We start from the raw sequence: 20,741 nt of genomic DNA on the forward strand, positions 1-20,741 counted from the left end.
GATCCCGTTGACGGTGGAAACCATCTGGATCAGCTTACTGCTGACGTCGGCGATCTGCCGGCGCGATGAGACCTGTTGGCCAAAGCCCAAAGCTGCTTCCCGACATAGGACGTTATCGCTGCGCAGGATCGCTTCGCCGACGACAGATCCCGATCCCATCACGAGGTTGAAGACGCCGGCCGGAAGGCCGGCTCTGGCAAGGATGTCAGCCAGCGCATGCGCGGAGCCCGGCACCAGTTCGGCCGGTTTGAGGACGATGCAGTTGCCGTAGGCGAGGGCAGGCGCGATCTTCCAGGCAGGAATCGCGATCGGAAAGTTCCAGGGCGTGATCAGCCCGACGACGCCGACAGGCTCCCGGGTAATGTCGACCTCGACGCCGGGACGCATCGAGGCCAACCTGTCGCCTGCCAGGCGCAGGCACTCACCGGCAAAGAAGTGGAAGATCTGCCCGGCCCGCACGACCTCACCGATGCCGTCCGCCAGCACCTTGCCCTCCTCGCGGGAAAGCAGCATCCCGAGTTCGTCCTTGCGAGCGAGGATCTCGTCGCCAATACCCTTCAGGATATCGTGCCGGAGCTGGATCGATGAGCGCGACCAGGCCGGGAAGGCTGTCGCAGCTGCGTCGATGGCGTCCTGCACGTCGGCATGAGTGGCCTGCGCGTAATGGGCGACGATGTCATTGGTGTTCGACGGATTGATGTTGGCGATCGCTTCACTTGCGTGACGCCACTCTCCGCCGATGTAGTTCGGTTGGATCATTGCAGGGACTCGTGTGGCGGCGCGCCGGCACACGAATGCCGGCGTTGCGCGAGGGGAAGGCAATCGCCAAGGATCAATCGTTGATGATGGCGCGCAGGAAGCGCCGGGTGCGTTCCTCGGCCGGATTCTCGAAGAAGGCGCGGGCAGGGGCCTCCTCGACGATCTGTCCGGCGTCGAGCAGCATGGCCCGGCTGGCGACGCTCTTGGCGAACCCGATCTCGTGGGTCACCATGACCATGGTCATGTTGTGCTCCTGGTGCACCTTGCGGATGACCTGGAGAACCTCTTCGCGCATCTCGGGATCGAGCGCCGATGTCGGCTCGTCGAACAGCATCAGGGTGGGGTTCATCGCCAGTGCCCGGGCGATCGCCACGCGTTGACGCTGCCCACCGGAGAGCTGGAACGGATAGACACTCGCCTTCTCCGCCATGCCGACCTGTTCGAGCAGCTTTCTGCCCTGTTCTGTTGCCATGCGGGGCGGCGTCCCGAGGATCTTCATCGGCGCGATGGTGATGTTCTCGAGCGCCGTCATATGCGGGAACAGATTGAAGTTCTGGAAGACGAAGCCCGTCGACAGGCGAATTTTCTGCAACGTATCGGGGTTGGCCGTTTCGACATTGCGCCCGCCCACGGAGATGTCGCCGCGATTGATCGTCTCGAGGCCGTTGATGCAGCGCAGGAGCGTGCTCTTGCCGCAACCGCTGGGGCCGCAGAGCACCAGCACTTCGCCCTGTGCGACGTCGAGCGAAATGCCGTTGAGCACGCTGACGGCGCCATAGGATTTGTGAACGTCGCGAATACGGATGAAGGCCTGAGCCGAGGCTGCCGTCGCGCCCGTCATCAGATCGGTTGCCATTTTTGAAGCCTTTCGAGCATCCGCATGAGCAGGGCGTATCCCCAGATAAGCGCCACATACAGAACGGCTGCGCCAGTATAGAACTCAAGCGGGCGGAAGAATTGGACCGTCAGTTCCTGAGCCCGGAACATCACCTCGGGCACTGCGATCAGTACTGTTACGGTGACGTTCTTGATGACTGTGATGTGGACATTGGTGAGGGACGGCAGGGTCGCAAAGAAAGCCTGAGGCAGCGTGATGTAACGCATCACTTTCCAGCGTGAGAACCCAAGCGATTGTGCAGCCTGGGTTTGCGTGGCCGGGATCGCCTCAAGGCCGCCGCGAAACGCTTCACAGGCAAGCGCAGCCCCGTTCAGGGACAGTGCGATGATCGAGCTCACGGTCGGAGAAAACGAAACCCCTGTCAGGATCGGCATGACATAGTGGATCCAGATCAGCAGGACCACGACCGGAAGCGTGCGGAACAGGTCGACGAAAACCACCGAGGCGCCGCGCAGCAACCAGCGCCGCGACATGCTCATCGCCGCCAGTACGACGCCGAGAATGGTCGTGATGATGATGCTGGGAAAACTCGTCCACCACGCGTGCCAGAGTCCGCCCGCGAGATAGGGCCCGTATTCGGTCAGAACGCCGAATTGAAATGTGTAATTCATGATCTCATTCGACCAGCATTTTCCGGAGCAGAGACGTGACAGGGGGCGGATATGCGACGGGCGTCCGCCCCTTGCCTGGTTCGTCGGCTAGCGCGGCCCGACAGCCAGTTCAGGCGGCAGGTTCCACTTCTCGGCGAGAGTGCGGTACCAGCCCCGCAGCTTCATGGAGCGGACATAGGTGTCGAGGAAGACCAGAAGGTCGAGATCGGCATACCGGACAGCGTGGTTCATGCTGGTCCATTCCGTCTGATCGCTGGCGAACTTGATATTGCGCAGCTCGGTCGGGCGCTCCTGAGCGCGCAACTCATTCGAGACGGAATCGCCGATATAGGCCGTCGACCGCCCTTGCATGACCTCGAGCACCGCCGCTCCCGTATCGGAAAGGGGCGTGACCTTCGCCTTCTTGAAGGTGCGCTGGGCATATTGCTGGGCAGCGGTGCCCGAGACCACGGAGAGGACATTGCCCTCCTTGTCCAGGTCCGCGAAGGTCCGCACCGGGCTATCGGCGCGCACCATGGCGGTGGACGAGAGATAGCCGAAGGCCTCTCCAAACGCGACGGCCGTCGCACGCTCGGGTGTCGCTCCGAGCCCGCTCATGATGACGTCCCATTTGCCGGCCTGGAGCCCGGCCACGAGGCCGCTCCAGGTCGTGTTGACGAGCTCGACCTTGATCCCGGTCATCGCCTCGAGATTGCGAATGTCGTCGACGATGAGGCCTTCGTACTGGCTCGTCTTCGGATTCAGCAGAACGAACTTGTTCCAGGGGGCTACTCCGACGACCAGCTTCTTCTCGGAAATGATCCGATCGAGCGTGGGGCCTGCGGAGGCTCCGGATGCAGACAGCGCGACGACCGCCGCGACAGCGGCCGACGCAAGTGCGTTGGCGATGGTTCTCAGCATGCTCTTCCCCTTTTGTATGGCGCTGTTGAACAGATCGGCTCTCGTGAGGTGATCGACCGCATCAATGGACCGCGTCGCGGGCGAGAATGGTCTCGAAGCCGACGATCGGTGCCGTGGCGTTGGGATCGATGACGACGTCGATGACGAAGGGGCCGTCGGCAGCAACCCCCCCAGCCAGGGCCGCAGCGATCGCCTCCGGGGCCGTAACGCGCTCACCGCGGCACTTCAGGGCCCGACCGACTTCCGAATAGTCGATGTCGAGGAAGTCGCATTCGAGATAGCGGCCCATCACCTTCTGCTCCCAATGCCGCTGGAAGCCGAGGGTGCCGTTGTTGAACACGACGACGAGGATATCGACGCCGTAGCGGGCGGCTGTTTCGAGCTCATTGATGACGTAGCCAAAGGCGCCGTCGCCGGTCACGCAGACGACCTTGAGCGATGGGTCGGCCATCTTGGCGCCGATTGCGGCGGGCAGGCTCCAGCCGATTCCACCGGTTCCACGCGGCGAGAGGATGAAGCGCCCCGAGCCTGGCACATCGATATGGCTCATGGCCCAGCCGGTGATGTAGCTGGCATCCGTAACGATGAGGGTCCGTTCATCGACCTGTGCCGAGATTTCGGCCAGCAGGCGTTCGGGCCGGATCGGTGTCTGCGCCGACTCCGCGACCGGCCGGAACTCGGCCCTCCAGTTCTCCGTCAGCTGGTCGATCCGCGCCCTGGTCTCCGGGTTGGTTCGGGCCAGGCCGCGATCGGCGCAATAGGCCATCAGGTCGCGCAGGGTATCGCGGACATCGCCGACCATGGCGATGTCGGTTGCGAAATTGCGGCCGATCTCGGCCGGGTCGATATCGAGATGGATCAGCTTGGTTTCAGGCTTGGGCAGCGACCAGTCGCTGTAGCAGATCTGGCCGGTGCGCGAGCCGAGCACGAAGACGACGTCGGCCTCGGCGAACAGCGTGTTGGAGATCTGCCCGCGACCATAGCGTCCGCCCGTGGTGGAGCCGAGCGGGCCCGCGGCGAGCGGGTGCGCATCGGCAATGGCTCCGCGCCCGGTCATGGTTGTCGCGACGGGGATGTCGAACAGTTCCGCCAGCATCCGGATTTCCTCTTCGGCGCCGGAGATGATCGATCCGCCGCCCGCGATCAGGAGTGGCCGCTGGGCCGTCGCGAGGAGCTCTGCCGCCTTCTCGATGGATTCGCGGCTCGCCCGGACCCGGTTGGCCGGGAAATGCGTGTAGGGTTGGTCAGCCCAGGTCTGGGCTTCGGCTTCGGCGGCCATGACATCGCCAGGGCAAAGCAGGACCACAGGGCCCGGCCGCCCCGATGTCGCGATCCGGAAGGCCTTGCGCACTGCGTCGGCCGCCTGCTCCGGTGCATCGATGCGCGTCACGTCCTTCACATAGGGCGCAAGAGCAACCGCATGATCGAGCGCGCTGCTGGCGTTCTTGTTCTTGAGCCGCAGCGGGTGGTCCTGGACGAGCGCGATCACCGGCACGGAGGAGCGCTGCGCCTCCAGCAGGCCCGTGATCAGATTGGTCGCGCCCGGCCCGAAGGTGGCGGCGCACACGCCTGGCCGGCCGGTTACCTGGGCATAGCCATGCGCCATGATGGCCGCATGCTTCTCGTCGCGCACCGTGACGATCCGCGTGAATGCGCGGTCGACGGCGTGGAACACATGGATCGGATCCTCCATGCCGAACAGGCAGGTCACCCCGTAGCTCTTCAGGGTTTCGTAAAGTAGCGCGCCGCCGGTGCCCCGCATGGGTGTCTCCTCTTGACAGTCGGAAAAAGTGTTGCTTATTACGCAACATGTTGATTATTTATCGTACGCAGGACATCTGCGCGGCGTCAAGCCGCCAAGCGAGCGCTCATGAAGTCGATTGAAAAGGCCGTTAGTGCGCTGCAATTGCTCGTCAATTCGGGAGGCGAGCTGCGGGTTGGCGAAACCAGCCGCCACTTGAAAGTCACGCGCAGCAGCGCCTCGCGCCTGCTGGCTTCGCTAGCGAGCGGGGGGCTGATCGAGCAGGATCCCGCGACGCAGCGCTACAGGGCGGGGATCCTGGCTGTGCAGCTGGCTGCCAGCTTTCACCGGAATTTCGATCTGGTGGAACAGGCGCAGAAGGAAATGGAGGAGCTCGCCCGCCAGACCGAGCACACGGTATGGCTGGGCGTGCTCTCCGGCACCGAGGTCGTCGTCCTCAAGACGGCGCGGGGCTCGCAGCCGATCCAGTTCACGGTCGAGCCTGGCCACAGGCTGCCCGCGCATGCCGCCGCGATGGGGAAGGCGCTCCTCGCCGTCAAACCGGATGCCGAGATACGCAGTCTCTTTGCTGCAGCGCTCGATCCGGTGACGAAGCAGACCCTGGTTTCGATCGACGATCTGTTGCGCGAGGTCGCGATGTCGCGATTGCGCGGCTATGCGATCTCAAATCAGGAGCTTTTCGACGGCGTGAAAGCCATCTCCGTTGCTTTCGAGGACCCGCATAAGGGCATGAACATCGCCATCAGCGTTTCCTACCCGTTGTTTGCCTTCGAGGGCGGCGGCGACCAGTCGGTTGTCGATGCGCTGCTCCTGTTCGCCCATCACTTCGGTGCCCGGATCGGGGACAAGCGCTGGACGAAGTAAGGGGGGCTCGGGGCGCCGGCGCGGTCTGCCGGCCGCGGTGAGGCTCTTCGCCAGGGACGGTCTATCGTCGCTTCGGTCGGCTTTCGTTTTCGCGCCCCTGCGTGATCAGCCGCGAGCTTCTCTGGTCGCGCGCGTGAACCCACAGCCAGCTCAATGCCACGCTCACCCGATTGCGGACGCCGATCAGGAAATAGATATGAGCGAGGCCCCATAGCCACCAGGCCAGCGCGCCGCGCAGCTTGAAGAAGCCGAAATCGATCACCGCAAGCCGCTTCCCGATCGTCGCCAGACTGCCCGAATGCTTGTAGCGAAAGGCGGGTAGCACGCCCTCCCCGCGAAGCCTGAGGCGGATTGCCGTTGCGACGTATTTTCCCTGCTGCTTGGCTGCGGGCGCGATGCCGGGAACAGGGCTTCCATCGGGCGCAGCGACGCTTGCCGTGTCGCCAATGACGAAAATCTCGGGTCTGCCCGGTACCGTGAGATCGGCCTCGACCTTGACCCGTCCGGCTCTGTCAGCGGGAGCATCCAGCCAGCCGGCTGCGGGGGAGGCTTGTACGCCGGCAGCCCAGATGATCGTCGCCGCGGCAAGCGTCGTGTCGCCATAGACCACACCCTCGGCCGTGCATTGCGACACTGCCTGGCCGAGGAAGATCTCGACGCCGAGTCCTTCGAGGGCGCGATGGGCATAGGCGGACAGGTCGGGCGCGAAGCCGCCAAGCACGCGCGGAGCCGCTTCGATCAGCACCACGCGCGCCCTGCGGGTATCGATGTTGCGGAAATCTTCGGGAAGGGTGGAGCGCGCCAGTTCGGCGATCGTGCCCGCCAGCTCAACGCCGGTGGGGCCGGCTCCGATGATCACGAAGGTGAGCAGTGCGGCCTGTTTCAGCGCATCCGTTTCCCGTTCTGCCTTCTCGAAGGCGAGGAGAATGCGCCGCCTGATCGTCGTAGCGTCCTCGAGGGTCTTGAGTCCGGGCGCGAAGGGCTCCCAGTCGTCATGCCCGAAATAGGCATGCCGCGCGCCGGTCGCCACGATCAGGCTGTCATAGGCAAGCGTGGATCCGTCATCGAGGATAACGCGCCTGGCCTCGGGGTCGATGTCGTTGACGCCGGCCAGCAGCGTCGTGATTTCCGGGCGCTTGCGCAGGAGATGCCGGATCGGCCAGGCGATTTCCGATGTTGCAAGCGAGGCGGTGGCGACCTGGTATAGAAGCGGCTGAAACAGGTGGTGATTGCGCCGGTCAACGATGGTGATCCGAACAGGCGCACCGGCGAGGCGATGGACCGCCTCGAGCCCGCCGAACCCGGCGCCGATCACGACCACATGATGGCGGTCGGAGAATTCATCTAGCGTCGCCACAGGAGGATACCCGAAATGTCCGGCCAGTTTACTAGGAGTAGGCGGCTTTAGGGCGATGCGATAGGGCGAGACCGGCGCACGCAGCCTCTCAGCGAGCCTCGCGATCCGACACCGGCTCGGATCGAGGCCCGCTGAGTTCAGGTTCCGCAGAAGGTTGCGAGCACACGCTCATGAGCCGCCGGGGGGCGGGCGTAGTCCCCCCGACCTGGCTGCTCGTCATAGGGATTTGCCAGAACCGCCAGCAATTCCTCGAAGGGAGCGAGATCTTGCTGCTCCACGGCCGCCTCGATTGCGGCCTCGACGCGATGGTTGCGTGGGATGAACAGCGGATTGACGGCGCGCATCGCCTTCACCCGCTCCGCGGGCGATATGGCCTCGCGCGCCAGCCGTTGCCGCCACGTGCTCTCCCAGTCGTCGAACTCCGCGGGATTGCCGAACAGGTCGCGGCAAGCGCTCCCTTCGGCAGGGCCCGTTCCATCCGTGCTCAACCGCCGGAACACGAGTGTGAAATCGGCCTGGCCGCGCTGCATCGTGTCGAGCAGGGCCTTGATAAGCACGACATCATCCGCTTCATCGGCGAAGAGCCCAAGCTTGCGGCGGAAACCGTCGATCAATGCGGTCTGGAACAGCTCATCGAAGCGGTCCAGCACCTCCTGCGCGAGCTTGACCGCCTGGTCCTGGTCATCGGCCAGCAGCGGGAGCAGCGCTTCGGCGAACCGCGTCAGGTTCCAACGTGCGACGGGCGGCTGGTTGCCATAGGCGTAACGCCCGCGCTCGTCGATGGCGCTGAACACCGTACCCGAGTCGTAGGCATCCATGAAGGCGCACGGCCCATAATCCAGCGTCTCACCCGCAACCGACATGTTGTCGGTGTTCATCACGCCGTGGATGAACCCGATTTGCATCCAGCGGGCGACAAGCGCCGCCTGCACGGCAATGACAGCCTCCAGCAGGGCCAGATAGGGTGCTGCGCTGGCGCTGACGTCAGGATAGTGCCGGGCGATGACGTGGTCGGCGAGGAGGCGCAGGCCCTCGACATCACTGCGGGCCGCGAAGAACTGGAATGTCCCGATCCTGATATGGCTGGAGGCGACGCGGGTCAGCACAGCTCCGGGGAGCAGCGTCTCGCGCCTGACCGTTTCGCCTGTCGTCACGGCGGCGAGCGCCCGTGTCGTCGGAACGCCCAATGCAGCCATCGCCTCGCTGACGATGTATTCCCGCAGCACCGGCCCCAGTGCGGCCCGCCCATCGCCCCGACGCGAGAACAGTGTCAGCCCTGCACCCTTGAGCTGGATGTCGCGGCGCCTGCCCTCGCGATCGATCACCTCTCCGAGCAGGACGGCGCGTCCGTCGCCGAGCTGCGGGCTGAACCCGCCGAACTGGTGACCTGCATAGGCCGTGGCGATGGGCTCGGCCCCTTCGGCAACACGGTTGCCTACAAGCATCTCGGTGCCGTCGGGCCCCGCCAGCCAGACCGGATCGAGACCGAGCTGCTCGGCGAGCGCCGTGTTCAACCGCAGCAGACGCGGCGAACGGACCGCGCTGGGGGTTACCCGCGCGAAGAAGCGCTCGGGGAAGCGGACGTAGGAATTGTCGAAGGGGATGGCGGTCATGGGACGTAGATAAGCCTTGGCAGCAACACGGCAACTCCGGCCCTGGTCCTTACCCTCGCGGGTGAGGCTAAATGCGCCTGATCGGAGCGCCGAGCTGGATGAAATCCTTCTCTCGACAGGTCAGGATGAGGATCTGCAGGGAACCGGCAGCTTTGTTCAAGACGAGGTGCATCCGGTCGAGACGCTCTTCGTCGGTGTTCACCAGTGCGTCGTCGAGGATGACGATCGATGGCTGGCCAAAGCCTCGCAGGATGTCCGCCAGTGCCAGGCGCGTGATCACCGCTGTCTGCTCTCTGGCGCCCATGCTGAGCTGTCTGAAGGGCTCTTCGACACCAGCGCGGACGAAGTGCTCGATCTCGAGCGTGTCCTCGTTGAGCACGATCTGGCTGTCGGGATGGAGCAGGCGCAGATACGGAGCAACCCGTTCGCGTACCGGGCCGAGCCAGCGGTCCTTGGACTCGCGCTGCGCTTCCGCCAATGTCTCGTAGAGAAGCCGGGCGCCATCGGCCTGAGCCTTGGTCGTCGCGAGCTGCCTTTGCCTGAGCGCGATCTGGCCTTCGATCTCGGAGAGCTGCTCGCCCAATCCATCACGACCAAGCGCCCGAAGTTCGATCTCGAGATCACGAGCCTCGCGGGCCGTCCTCTCAAGATCGGCGCGGATATTCTCAGCTGCGTTCCCGGCCCTGGAGAGGGCCAGCGAGGCGGCTTCGGGGTTCGCCCGCTCCAGCGCGCGAATGGCGGCCTGCTCAGCCTCCTTGGCCGTCATATGGGCCGATTGGGCGGCATCAAAACTGGCCTGCAGCTCGGCATCCGCGATCTTCGAGCGGGCCTCGATGAGGTCACGCCCCTTCTCGCTGGCGCTCGTGATTGCGGCATTCAGGCGCTCGTTCCAGACCGCTGCGTCAAGCGTGGCCTTCTCATGCTGGGCGCGATGCTGCGCCGCGGCGTCTTCGGCGGCCTTCTCGTCGTGGAGGGCGATGCGTTGGGCCTCGACTGCCCCGGCGCGGCTCTCCTCTGACGCTTCCTTTGCGTCGATCTCCCGCGCAGCGGACTGGGCGGCGAGCGCGCGCTGGTTCTGGGTCTCCTGCCGAAGGACTTCGAGCCCCCTGGGAGCGGTGGCGCTGATCAGCTTCCTTTGCAGCTCTGCTTCGGCGATCGCTTCGCCCTTTTGCAGCACTTGCGATCTTGCCGCCTCGAAGCTGGCGCAGCCGGTCTTGCGCAGCTCGCTTTGGAAGGCGCGTTCGGCTTCACCAAAGGCTCGCGCGAGATCCCCGACGCCGCCCCCTGGATGGACGACCAACTGGCCGAACCCTTCGAGCTCGATCGTCGCGTCTCTTGCGAGGAGCAGGGGCTCACTGAGCAAGATTGCCTTGCCGTCTGACGAGACGTTCTGTTGCGCGTTCGGCTTGAATTCGATCCGGACGCTCGCCGCCTCGAGCCGGGCCCTGGCTTTCGCGAGCTGTTCGCCGGCGCGCTCCAGCGTGTCGACCTCGGGCTTCGTGACGGTGATGGCTGCAGCTGCGGCCAAAGCGGTCATGCGCTTGCCGTCAGCTTCTTCGGCACTCTTGAGATCTAGCTCCAAGCGGGCGAGGAGATGCAGCGCGCGGCCGTGGTCAATGGCCCGCTGGACCGCGGCGAGCGCTTCGTCCGCAACGCTCCGCGCAGCCCGCGCTTGTGCGAGCCTCGCAGAGGTCGTGGCGGTCGCTCGCTCGAGCCGGCTTACGACGCTCTTGGCATCCTCGGCATCGTGAGTGGCCTGGGCCAGCGACGCCCGTGCGGCATCCGACGATTTCACGAGCGCCTGCCGCGCGGCGAGCCGTTCTGTGGCTGCCTCGGTCTCAGCCTTGCAGCGTGTGGCGTCACGGCCGGCGTTAACAACGATCGTCTCTAGCATCTCGGCCTGTACCATCGCCTCCTGCGCAGAGGCGAGGGCGGACAAGGCTTTCTCGAGAGAGGCGTCGTTGTGATAGCGCGCGACAATCTCGCGCTTCCTTGCGAGGTCGCCGACCTTGCTGTCATGGGCCGCGAGGCGAGAGGACATCTCTTCGCGACGAGCGGAGAGGGCTTCGACATCGTCGAGCAGCGCCTTGTAGTCACCGCGCGGCTTGTAGCGTTTGTCCCAGTAGGTGCTGCGCCGCGCCTCGGCTGCTGCAATCAGGGCTCTTCCGCGTTCTCCGCCGATGACCTGGCCGACTTCGGATTCAAGTGCTGAGGAAAGCGAGTCCCGGCCGGCGCCGACACCAAGCGCCTGATGTGAGAGCCCTTGCTCGACCCAGAGAAGCCCGAATATGCCCTGGTGATCCTGCGGCTTGGAACCACCGCGGCCAGGCGGGGTAAACCCGAACAACTCCGCCAGGCGATCATCGGCTGCGTCGCCGATATGACGCTCGTTGGCTCCGATCAGCTCGGCCTCGGGCTTCTGGCAAAAGGCCTTGCGAAGCGACCAGGCCTGCCCATCGAGCTCGAAGTCGACTTTGACCTGGGGACGGACATTCTGGTTGTAGGGCAGCATCGCCTGCGCGGCTTCGCCTCCGACGCGGTGACGCTCGAAGAAGGCGGCTCGCAGTGCTGCGAGAATGGTCGACTTGCCAGCTTCGTTGTCACCCGAGATGACGTTGAGGCCATTCTGGAGATCGTCGATGACGACGGATCGGAGCTTCCGGAAATCCTCGATCTCCAGGCGGCGAAGGAACATGGCTCAAGCGCCCTTGGAGAAATGGTCGAGATACATCATGCGAAGCGCCATGCGCGCAGCGCCGGCCTCCGGATCACCGTCATTGGTTGCCTTCGCGCGCAGTCGCTCGACCGCGGCACGAACGAAACCGGATTTGTCGAGCGCATCGAGATCATCGGAGGTTGGCTCATCGACCAACGCGCTGTCATCGATCTCGAGATGGTGAAGGCGGGCCTCCCAGGAGCGAAGCTCGCTTTCGAGGCGCCGGCGCTCGGCAAAGCTGACACTGCCTGCCAGCGAGAGCGAGACCACCTGATGGCGATGGCTCGCGGCGAGATCACTGAGCGTTTCGATGGCGCGATCGCATGTGCCATCGATGAGTTCGACCGCGACCTTGTTCCAGCGAAAGTGCCCGACAGCGACGGTCTCGACGATCTCCGATGCTCGCGGTCCGGGGATGTCGACGATGTAGACCGACCCGGCGTCATTGGCCTTGTGGCGGTCAGGTTCAGGCGTCCCGGAATAATAGGTCCGCTGGGCGATCTTCAAAGCCCCATGCCAGTCGCCGAGTGCCAGATAGCAAAGGTTGGCGGTCTCTGATCGATCCTCGGGGATTTCGTTCGACGATTCCGCGGCGCCCGGCAGTCGATTGGCAACGCTGCCATGGGCCAGGCCAATGCGGCATGCGCCGTCCCCGGATGGCGCATCGACGAACCAGGTGGTCTGGTCGAGCGCCTCTCGTCGGCGGCGCAACGGGGCGGGCAGAACGACAGCCCGACCGCTCCAGAGATCGAGCGGTTCCGGCTTGTCGGCGATGATGACATTCGCCGCCGGGCCCATGGCCTGGATCCGTGTCCAGACACTGTGGGCCAAGGCCGCGTCATGGTTTCCGGGCAGGAATATCCATTGTCCCTTGAAGGCGGCGAGGGCTTCGAGCGTGCGCACGATGGTCCGGTCCGAGACCGAGTTGCTGTCGAAGGCATCGCCTGCAACCAGCACGGCGTCGACCTGTCGCTCATGCGCCAGGCTGGCAATCGTCTCGACGGTCTTGATCCGCTGTGATCGCAGTTCCGCCCCGGGATCGCCGACAATGTTGGAGAACGGCTTACCGATCTGCCAGTCGGCGGTATGAAGAAAGCGAAATGCCACTGCGTCCCCCAGCCAAGGCGCCACCATCGTCGCTGGGCGTGAAAATGCAAGCTTTGGCTGCCGATTTCTGGGGGACGGGTGGTTTCCGCCGCCGAGAATGCCGAGTGCTCGATGCTCGCAATGGTCTGCCGCCGAAGAGCCTAGCGCAGGAGCTTGACGAGTTCCTGCGCAGCGGCGGTCGACGAAGCGGGGTTCTGGCCGGTGATCAGGCGGCCATCGACGATCGCGAAGCTCTGCCAGTCGGCTGCTCTTTCATAGCGTCCCCCGAGGCGCTTCAGTTCATCCTCGACGAGGAATGGCACGACGTTGGCGAGCTGGACGGCCTCCTCCTCGGAGTTGGTGAAGCCCGTGACGCGCTTGCCCTTGACGATCGGCTGCCCCTGCGAGGTTACCCGGTGCAGTACGCCCGGCGCGTGACAGACGGCGGCTACGGGCTTGCCGGCATTGTAGAACGCCTCGATCAGCGCAATCGAAGCCGGATCCTCGGCAAGGTCCCATAACGGGCCATGACCACCGGGATAGAAGACGGCGTCGTAGCTGTCTGCCGTCACGTCGCTGAGCTTGACGGTGTTTGCCAGGACCCGCTGCGCAGCCGGATCCTTCTTGAACCGCGTCATTGCGTCGGCCTGGTTGCCGGGCTCATCGCTCTTGGGGTCGATCGGTGGCTGGCCGCCTTTCGGCGAGGCAAGTGTGATCTCGGCGCCAGCGTCCTTGAAGACGTAGTAGGGCGCCGCGAATTCCTCGAGCCAGAAGCCGGTCAGCTTGCCGGTATCGCCAAGCTGATCATGTGACGTCAGCACCATCAGGATCTTCATCTTCGCAACTCCCTCGGTTGAACAACTCGCGATTGAACGGGCTCAGACGGATGACCACCTGAGCGCGGGGCCTGAAGGCGAAGCCGGAACGCCTGCGGGCTCGTCCGCCAGCCGATACGCGATGAGGATCATGGCCGGGAGCGAGAGTCTCGCTCTCAACCCGACGTCGTCCGATCATAGCACGGATGGCCGGGATGGCTTCGGGCGCCGGGCTAGCCTGATGCGCGTGCATTGCGCCGGATGGCCTGTGGCGGCTGGCCATAGCTTCTCAGGAAGGCACGCCGCATCCGCTCCCGGTCGGCGAAACCGGTTTGCTCGGCGATGGCCTCGACGGGGTGGCCGGTCTGCTCCATCAACAGGCGTGCGGCTTCGACCCGCAGGTTCTCGACCGCCTTGGCCGGCGACTGGCCGGTCTCCGCGCGGAAGGCGCGGCTGAACTGGCGGGGGCTGAGCCTGGCGGCGTCAGCGAGATCCTCGACGCTCAAGCGCGACTGGAGATTGCTCCTGGCATAGTCGAGTGCCGACTGAACGCGGTCCGACTTGGCGTCCATGTCGAGCAAGGCGGAATGCTGCGACTGGCCTCCCGCGCGCCGGTGATAGACAACCAGTTTTCGTGCCGTCATGCGTGCAACTTCGGGGCCGAGGTCCTTCTCGATCATGCCGAGGGCGAGATCGATGCCGGCGCTTGCGCCAGCTGATGTCCAGATCGGACCATCGACGATGAAGATACGGTCGGGATCGACCTTGATCCGGGGATAGCGCGCGGCGAGATCCCGGGCGCTTCCCCAATGGGTTGTCGCCTGGCGTCCGTCGAGCAGGCCGGCCTGAGCCAGAACGAAGGCTCCGGTGCAGATCGAAGCGACCCGGCGTGCCTTGGTCGCCGCCCGGCGCACGAAATCGATCATCGCAGCCGACACCTCCGATCCCGCCAGATCGCCACCGAAGATCATCGTGTCATAGGGCGTATCGTCGAAGGGCTCGGTCTGCAGCATCAGGCCGAGTGAGCTCTTCACCGCTCCTCCGCTCTGCGACATCACCCGGACGTCATAGAAGGGGGTGGTGGGGACCGAGAGATTGGCGAACTCGAAAGCCGAGAGCGCAGCGAAACTCATCAGCTGGAAGCCTGGCGAAACGACGAAACCGATCCGATGCATGGCACGCTCCGATCAGGTCCTTGATGTCCTGAAAGGTGGTATATTTGACATTTGAGACATGGGCAAGCAGGCCTAGATTTCCTCGCCATGGAGCCCCGCCAGGGGCAATGGAGATGAAACAATGAGCCAGGGATTCAAGGGTTTCGCACTGGTGACCGGCGCCTCGTCCGGTATTGGCGCGATCTACGCCGAGCGTCTCGCACGACGTGGCCACGATCTCATTCTCGTGGCGCGCAATGCCGAACGGCTGCGCAAGCTGGCCGACAGGATTGCAGCCGAGACGGGCCGCAAGGTCGAGGTCATCGCTGCCGATCTCGGCAAGCGCGACGATCTCGCCAGGGTCGAGGCGGAACTGCGGGGCAATCGGCGGATCACCACGCTGGTCAATAATGCCGGTGTCGGTGCGACGGCTCCGCTCCTGCAGTCGGACATCGACAAGATGAGCGACATGATTGCTCTGAACGTCAACGCCTTGATGCGCCTGACTTACGCCGCGGTGCCCGGATTCGTCGAACGCGGCGGCGGAACGATCATCAATATCGCTTCGATCGTCGCTGTCGCGCCGGAGCGCCTGAACGGCGTCTACGGTGGCTCCAAGGCCTTCGTCCTGGCCTTCAGCCAGTCCTTGAAGCATGAACTGTCGGACAAGGGCGTGCGGGTTCACGTCGTGCTGCCGGGAGCGACGGCCACCGACTTCTGGGAGATCGCCGGAAAGCCGGTCGAGCACCTGCCGAGCGAGATCGTGATGACGGCTGCGGCGATGGTCGACGCGGCCTTGGCCGGCCTGGACCTGGGTGAGTTCGTGACCGTGCCGTCCCTGCCGGATGTGGCTGACTGGAATGCCTTTGAGGCAGGACGGCAGGCGCTGCTGCCCAATCTTTCCCGCACCGAACCTGCTGCTCGCTATGGCGTCCGGCCCGAAGCGGCGTAAGCTCCCCGGCGGGCGGTCGGTCGAAGTGCGAAACATGTTTCAATCGCCTGGATCTCCGTCATTTCAGGCGATTGGAGGTGTGTCGCAACTCTCACTCATCTGAATGGAAGGAGTTCGACATGAGCGATACTCAACTGCGCAGCGAGACTGCAAACCGGAGCCTCGGAGCCCTGGGGGCCGACCTGAAGCTTGAGGTCGTCAGCATCCCCGTTGCTGATGTCGATCGCGCCAAGCGCTTCTACGGTGGCTTGGGTTGGCGACTTGATGCCGACATTGCAGGCGACAATTTCCGGGTTATCCAGGTCACGCCTCCAGGCTCGCCCGCTTCTGTCATCTTCGGCAAGGGCAACACCGTGGCCCCCTATCTCATCGTCTCCGACATCGTGGCGGCGCGCGCTGCACTCGCCGCTCGCGGAGCCGAGGTTGGCGAGATCTACCATTACGGCGAGCAGGGAGACCGTCGCAGCGGGCCCGAGCCGACACGGCGCAGCTACGCGTCGTGGCTCTCGTTCAAGGACCCGGACGGCAATGAATGGCTGCTGCAGGAGGTCACCCAGCGTCTGCCCGGACGGGTCGAGGCGGGTGATACACGCTTCGCCTCATCCAGGGAGCTCGCGGCCGCGCTCCGGCGTGCGGCGGCCGCGCATGGCGAACACGAGAAGCGAAACGGCGGCCAGCATGATGAGAACTGGCCGGACTGGTATGCCGAGTACATCGTGCAGGAGCAGGCCGGCAAATCGCTGCCGACATAGGGTTTTGCTACGACCCCATCGGCCGCTCCTTGGGCCGGCGCTGCTCACAGGTCTGGTTGAAGCGAGCGGCCAGCGCGTGGCTCGCATCGCTTTCCCCTGACGGTTGAGCCGCGGCGCGCCCGTCAGGATCAGGGGTCCGCGTCCGGATTGGCGATGGCCCGCCGCGGTCACCTGTCGGCGGGCCGTTCGCGAGTGCGGAGGGTCATGCCGCGTAGGCGGCGGCTGCGCACCTTGCAAAGCCCAGCGCCGGATCGATGAAGTTCGCCGGCGGCGGCGAGCCCCAGAGATTGATCCAGCGGTCGGAAAGCGACGGTGAAATCGTCCAGCTGCGCGGTTCGTAGAGCAGGTCATTGTCGATGCGGTCCATCCCCACCGACATTTCGACGACGCAGCCATTGGGGTCGACGTAATACTGGAAGACGTTGCCACCGGCGCCGTGGCGCCCCGGCCCCCACAGCAGCGAGCGGTTCTTGAGGACAAGCCCGTCAGCGATGCCGGCGAGGTCCTCGAGGGCGTGGAAGTCGAAGGCGTAGTGATGGAGATCGCCATCGCCGGGGCAAAGCGCTACGGTGTGGTGATAGCCGTCGGCGGCCCGAAACCAGCGGAATTCGTCGCCGCCGGTGCGATCCGAGAGCTCCATGCCGAGCAGCTTGACCAACAGGTCACTGAAGGCGAGCCGGTCGGGAACCTTGAGATTGACGTGCTCGATGCGTTTGGCACGCGCCCCAGGCCCGATATGGCGCTGTGCCTGATCGCGTGCGATGGGCGTGTGGACCTCGAAGATCGGCCCCCATGGCGTCGCGAACCGTATGGCGCGCTCGATGCCGTCATGAAGCGGCCTGTCGTCCAGGATCTCCAGGCCTTCCGAGCGCACCCGCCGCCCGATCTCGTCGACCGCTGCGGCGTCGGATGCTTCGAGCCCGATCGCCAATGTGGCGCGGCTGCCGCCTCGCGTCAGCGCGACCTCCCAGCGCCGTTCATTCGAAGACAGGAACACTGTGTCGCCGCGCCGGCCCGTCACCTTGAGACCCACGAGTTCGGCGAGGTCCTGCGCGGACCCGTCCGGATCGGGCGTCGTGAAGGCGACGAAGCCCATCTGACGAATGAGGTGGCTCATGCTGCTACTCCTGAGACTGTATGTTGCCGGGTCGGGTGTGGAGAGTGTTGTCAGGCGTCAGCGCGCGTTGACGCTGAAGCCACCATCGATGTTCAGCTTGGCGCCGTTGATGTAGCGGGCACGATCGGACGCGATGAAGAGTGCCAGGTCGGCAACCTCGTCGACCTCGGCCCAACGCTCCATGAAGATGCCGCGCTCGCGGCAGAAATCGGCGAGGAACTGCTCGCGGGTCTTGCCTTGCTGCTTGGCCAGGCCGTCCGCCCATTCCTCCCGGAATTCGGTGCCGACCAATCCCGGCACGATGGCATTGACCGTGATGCGCTCGTTCCAGAGATCCTGGGCGAGATAGCCGGTCGTGTGGATCAGCGCGGAATTGTTCAAGCCGTGCAGCATGGCAGGGCGCCAGACCGCGATCCCCGATGAGCCGGTGATGTTGATGACGCGCCCGGTACCATCGCGAGCCATCATCGGCAGAAATTCGCGAATGACGCGCAGCGCGCCAAGCGTCTTGACCTCGATGAGCTCCCGCCACTCGTCATCGTTCCAGAGCACCTGCCTGTCGTTGCGCGTGACAGGAGCCCCTGCATTGTTGATCAGGATGTTGAGGGTCGAGAACCCGGGGACGGCTCGAAGCGTCTGCGCAGCGGATGCGACTGAATCCGCCTGGGTGATATCAGCCGAGACGGTGGTCACGGTCACCGACGTTTCCTTGCGGATCTCGTCGGCGGCTTCCTCCAGAGCCTCTCGTCCGCGCGCCAGCAGCGCCACGTTGACGCCTTCTCGCGCCAGCGCTCGTGCAATGCCCTTGCCAATGCCTTTACTGGCTCCGCACACCAAAGCGGTTCGCCCAGAAAGTCCCAGTTCCATGAGATGTTTCCTTGACTTGATGTCGTGAAGCTCTGCGGCGCATTCAGCCGTGCAGGTAGGCCTTGATGAGACTGTCGTCGGCGAGGACGCCCTGCCATTCGCCGCGCCTGATCTCCTGCGCGACCTTGCCGACGGAGAGCACATAGGCCCGGTCCGTCATTTCGGCGGCGATCGTGATGCTCTGTTCTACCAGCAGGATCGCCATGCCCTGGCTCCGCAGGTTGTTCAGGACGCCAAGGATCTCCTTGACGATCTTCGGGGCGAGCCCCGTCGTGAGTTCGTCGAGGATCAGGAGGTCTGGCTGCAGGAGAAGCGCGCGGGCAATGGCGACCATTTGCTGCTGCCCGCCCGAGAGCAGCCCGACTGACGAGTGATAGCGCTGCTGCACGGCAGGAAAGAGCGTCAGCACCTCCTCGAGGCTGAAGCGCGGGCTACCTCCGGAGGCCTTTCGGCCGGCGCTTTCAGCGAGGCGCAGATTGTCGCGAACGGTCAACTCGACGAAGAGATTTCTGTTTTCGAGCACAACCGCGATGCCGCGCTCGGCCCGGCGGTGCGGCGGCAGGTCGGTTAACTCGACGCCATCCTTGAGAACCCGACCAGCCATCGGTCTCACCAGACCGCACAAGGTTCGCACCAGCGTCGTCTTGCCGGCGCCMKTSGGGCCGACGATCGCGACAGCCTCGTTCCGGCTGACCGACATCTCGATTCCATGCAGCACGGGCAGGGCGCCGTAACCAGCCTGGAGTGATTGGATCTGCAGCATGGCTCAGCCTCCCAGATAGGCTTCGCGCACGCGGGGATCGGCCTGGATCGCAGCCATGGGCCCGGATGCGATGATCTCGCCGAAATAGAGAGCGTGCACGGTGTCGGCGATCGTCATCAGGCCCATGTCGTGGCTGACCAGCAGGATGGTCATGCCCTCGCTGTTGAGCATCGCGATCCAGCTGCGCAATTGCCCGATCTCCTCGGTGTTGAGGCCCGAGGAGGGCTCGTCGAGCAGCAGCAGTCGCGGCGCCCCGACATAGGCGCGGGCAAGCTCGACGACGCGGCGCTGGCCGGCTGGCAGGCGTCCGGTCTGCGCATCCAGGAATTTGCCGAGCGCGAACTTGCGACAGGCCTCTTCGGCGGTATTGCGTAGCCGATCGAACTCGCGTCGCGCTGTGGGCGTGCGCAGCATGCTCGCCAGAATGCCGCTGCGGCCGTCCTTGTGCAGACCCACCATCACATTTTCCAGCACCGACATGCGCTCGAATACTTTCGGCGTCTGGAAGGTACGCATCAGACCATGACGGGTGCGCGCCTGGATGCTGTCGGCAGCCATATCGCGCCCGGATAGCAGGACCCGCCCGGCCTTGGGGCGCAGGAATCCGGAGACGATATTGAAGCAGGTGCTCTTTCCCGACCCGTTCGGCCCGATCAGCCCGACGATCTGGCCCTGCGGGACCGCGAAATTGACATCGGACAGCACCTTGAAGCCGCCGAAACTATGGGCGATGCCCGATAATTCCAGGGTCGCTTGCAGGTCGATCGGCCGCGAGGGGAGGCGTTTCAGGTCGGCGACAGCAGTCATCACGCCATCCTCCGTTTCACGAGTTGCGCGAGGCGATCTGCGCCTCCGATCAGCCCGTCGGGCAAGAGGGTGACGACCAGCACCAGCGCCAGCCCGAACAGAACCTGGTGAATGTCGCCGAGACCGCTGAGCAGCTCGGGGATGAATGTGACGAACAGCGCGCCGGCGATGATCCCCCAGACCGATGTCGAGCCGGCGACGACCGGAATCAGGAGGAATGCGATCGAGCGTTCGACCGTGAAGCTCTGCACGCTGATATAGGAGACGTAGTGCGCGAAGAGCGATCCGGCGAGCGAGCCGAGCATGGCGCAGATGACGAACATCGCAGTCTTGAGACGGTGCATGTCGACGCCGAGGACCTCAGCGGCCGGGGCGGCATCGCGCATGGCGCGCATGCCAAGGCCCGGACGCCCGCGGACGAGGTTGTCGGCGAGGAGCAGCACGAGGATCGCGATTGGCCAGACGAGGTAGTAGACCCGCTCGGGCGTATCGAAGGCGAAGCCGACGATGCTGAGCTTGGGAATGCCGCCAATGCCGAGCGTGCCGCCGGTCAGCCAGTCCCATTCGAAGAACAGGACATTGCCGATGAGGCTGAGGGCAAGCGTGGCCAGGGCGAGAAAGAAGCCGGTCAGGCGCAGGACCGGCCAGCCCACGGCGAGGGCAATCAAGGCGCTTGCCACCATGCCGGCCAGGAACCCGGCCAGGGTCGGCAAGCCGAGCTGAACCGTGAGATAGGCCGAGCTGTATGCGCCGATGCCGTAGAACAGCGCCTGGGCCAGATTGACGATGCCGCATTGACCGAGCAGCAGTCCGACACCGAGCCCGCCGATGGTGAACAGGCCGGCGAACACGAAGAGATCGATCAGGTGCCGCGACAGCAGGAGCGGCGCGAGGGCCCAGGCCAGGGCAAGCAGGAGAAGCAGGAGAGGTCGGCGCAGGTTATCCATG

Annotated in this window: 19 protein-coding genes; 3 read left to right on the plus strand and 16 right to left on the minus strand. The window is 64.6% G+C overall.

Annotation, left to right across the window (positions count from 1 at the left end; translation table 11 throughout):
* The 5 genes from AC1DW9_RS17660 to AC1DW9_RS17680 form a co-directional block, all read right to left on the minus strand.
* A partial coding sequence (locus tag AC1DW9_RS17660; protein ID WP_476855141.1) for an aldehyde dehydrogenase family protein occupies positions 1 to 759 on the minus strand: 759 nt, incomplete at its 3' end.
* Positions 760 to 832: 73 nt separating this feature from the next.
* Positions 833 to 1,600: an amino acid ABC transporter ATP-binding protein gene (locus AC1DW9_RS17665; protein ID WP_441508072.1), complete on the minus strand. Its 768-nt coding sequence runs from the start codon at positions 1,598 to 1,600 to the stop codon at positions 833 to 835.
* Positions 1,600 to 2,268 (minus strand): amino acid ABC transporter permease, encoded by a 669-nt coding sequence (locus tag AC1DW9_RS17670; protein WP_043235261.1) that lies wholly within the window; start codon positions 2,266 to 2,268, stop codon positions 1,600 to 1,602. The genes AC1DW9_RS17665 and AC1DW9_RS17670 overlap by 1 nt, the downstream gene beginning before the upstream one ends.
* A gap of 87 nt (positions 2,269 to 2,355) precedes the next feature.
* Positions 2,356 to 3,168 carry a transporter substrate-binding domain-containing protein gene (locus AC1DW9_RS17675; RefSeq protein ID WP_113511165.1) on the minus strand — a complete coding sequence of 271 codons (813 nt, stop codon included), beginning with the start codon at positions 3,166 to 3,168 and terminating at the stop codon, positions 2,356 to 2,358.
* A 61-nt stretch (positions 3,169 to 3,229) separates the two neighbouring features.
* Entirely contained in the window at positions 3,230 to 4,930 is a 1,701-nt protein-coding gene (locus tag AC1DW9_RS17680; protein WP_441508038.1) for a thiamine pyrophosphate-binding protein, read from the minus strand.
* A gap of 108 nt (positions 4,931 to 5,038) precedes the next feature.
* Between AC1DW9_RS17680 and AC1DW9_RS17685 the strand changes: the two genes are divergently transcribed.
* The gene (locus AC1DW9_RS17685) at positions 5,039 to 5,794 is read left to right on the plus strand and encodes an IclR family transcriptional regulator (protein WP_441508039.1); all 756 of its coding nucleotides are present in this window, start codon (positions 5,039 to 5,041) and stop codon (positions 5,792 to 5,794) included.
* 61 nt (positions 5,795 to 5,855) lie between these two features.
* On the opposite strand, the gene AC1DW9_RS17690 is transcribed toward AC1DW9_RS17685, so the two are convergent.
* The 6 genes from AC1DW9_RS17690 to AC1DW9_RS17715 form a co-directional block, all read right to left on the minus strand.
* Positions 5,856 to 7,151, minus strand: a complete 1,296-nt coding sequence (locus AC1DW9_RS17690; RefSeq protein WP_441508040.1) for an NAD(P)/FAD-dependent oxidoreductase — start codon at positions 7,149 to 7,151, stop codon at positions 5,856 to 5,858.
* Positions 7,152 to 7,288: 137 nt separating this feature from the next.
* Positions 7,289 to 8,764 carry a protein adenylyltransferase SelO gene (locus tag AC1DW9_RS17695; protein ID WP_476775445.1) on the minus strand — a complete coding sequence of 492 codons (1,476 nt, stop codon included), beginning with the start codon at positions 8,762 to 8,764 and terminating at the stop codon, positions 7,289 to 7,291.
* Between the two features lie 67 nt (positions 8,765 to 8,831).
* Positions 8,832 to 11,459, minus strand: a complete 2,628-nt coding sequence (locus AC1DW9_RS17700; protein ID WP_476855142.1) for an AAA family ATPase — start codon at positions 11,457 to 11,459, stop codon at positions 8,832 to 8,834.
* Positions 11,460 to 11,462: 3 nt separating this feature from the next.
* Positions 11,463 to 12,587, minus strand: a complete 1,125-nt coding sequence (locus AC1DW9_RS17705; RefSeq protein WP_441508043.1) for a metallophosphoesterase family protein — start codon at positions 12,585 to 12,587, stop codon at positions 11,463 to 11,465.
* Between the two features lie 140 nt (positions 12,588 to 12,727).
* Positions 12,728 to 13,402 carry a type 1 glutamine amidotransferase domain-containing protein gene (locus tag AC1DW9_RS17710; protein WP_441508044.1) on the minus strand — a complete coding sequence of 225 codons (675 nt, stop codon included), beginning with the start codon at positions 13,400 to 13,402 and terminating at the stop codon, positions 12,728 to 12,730.
* 212 nt (positions 13,403 to 13,614) lie between these two features.
* Positions 13,615 to 14,556, minus strand: a complete 942-nt coding sequence (locus tag AC1DW9_RS17715) for a GlxA family transcriptional regulator (RefSeq protein WP_441508045.1) — start codon at positions 14,554 to 14,556, stop codon at positions 13,615 to 13,617.
* A 121-nt stretch (positions 14,557 to 14,677) separates the two neighbouring features.
* Here AC1DW9_RS17715 and AC1DW9_RS17720 point away from each other — a divergent pair, with 121 nt between their 5' ends.
* Positions 14,678 to 15,487, plus strand: a complete 810-nt coding sequence (locus AC1DW9_RS17720) for an SDR family NAD(P)-dependent oxidoreductase (protein ID WP_441508046.1) — start codon at positions 14,678 to 14,680, stop codon at positions 15,485 to 15,487.
* A 119-nt stretch (positions 15,488 to 15,606) separates the two neighbouring features.
* A complete protein-coding gene (locus AC1DW9_RS17725; RefSeq protein WP_441508047.1) occupies positions 15,607 to 16,239 on the plus strand; it encodes a VOC family protein in 633 nt (210 codons plus the stop codon).
* A gap of 202 nt (positions 16,240 to 16,441) precedes the next feature.
* Here AC1DW9_RS17725 and AC1DW9_RS17730 read toward each other — a convergent pair whose 3' ends face one another.
* From AC1DW9_RS17730 to AC1DW9_RS17750, 5 genes are read right to left on the minus strand one after another with little or no spacing between them, the layout of a single operon-like run.
* Positions 16,442 to 17,356: a VOC family protein gene (locus AC1DW9_RS17730; RefSeq protein ID WP_441508048.1), complete on the minus strand. Its 915-nt coding sequence runs from the start codon at positions 17,354 to 17,356 to the stop codon at positions 16,442 to 16,444.
* A gap of 57 nt (positions 17,357 to 17,413) precedes the next feature.
* Positions 17,414 to 18,223, minus strand: coding sequence for an SDR family NAD(P)-dependent oxidoreductase (locus AC1DW9_RS17735; RefSeq protein ID WP_441489947.1), 810 nt, complete (start codon positions 18,221 to 18,223; stop codon positions 17,414 to 17,416).
* A gap of 43 nt (positions 18,224 to 18,266) precedes the next feature.
* On the minus strand, positions 18,267 to 18,986 hold the full coding sequence (locus AC1DW9_RS17740) for an ABC transporter ATP-binding protein (protein WP_476855143.1): 720 nt from the start codon (positions 18,984 to 18,986) through the stop codon (positions 18,267 to 18,269).
* A gap of 3 nt (positions 18,987 to 18,989) precedes the next feature.
* Complete coding sequence (locus AC1DW9_RS17745) at positions 18,990 to 19,793, minus strand: ABC transporter ATP-binding protein (protein WP_441508050.1); 804 nt, start codon at positions 19,791 to 19,793, stop codon at positions 18,990 to 18,992.
* Complete coding sequence (locus AC1DW9_RS17750; RefSeq protein WP_441508051.1) at positions 19,793 to 20,740, minus strand: branched-chain amino acid ABC transporter permease; 948 nt, start codon at positions 20,738 to 20,740, stop codon at positions 19,793 to 19,795. The genes AC1DW9_RS17745 and AC1DW9_RS17750 overlap by 1 nt, the downstream gene beginning before the upstream one ends.
* Between the last annotated feature and the right edge of the window lies 1 nt (position 20,741).

The organism is Allobosea sp. P4_E12, assembly GCF_056401655.1.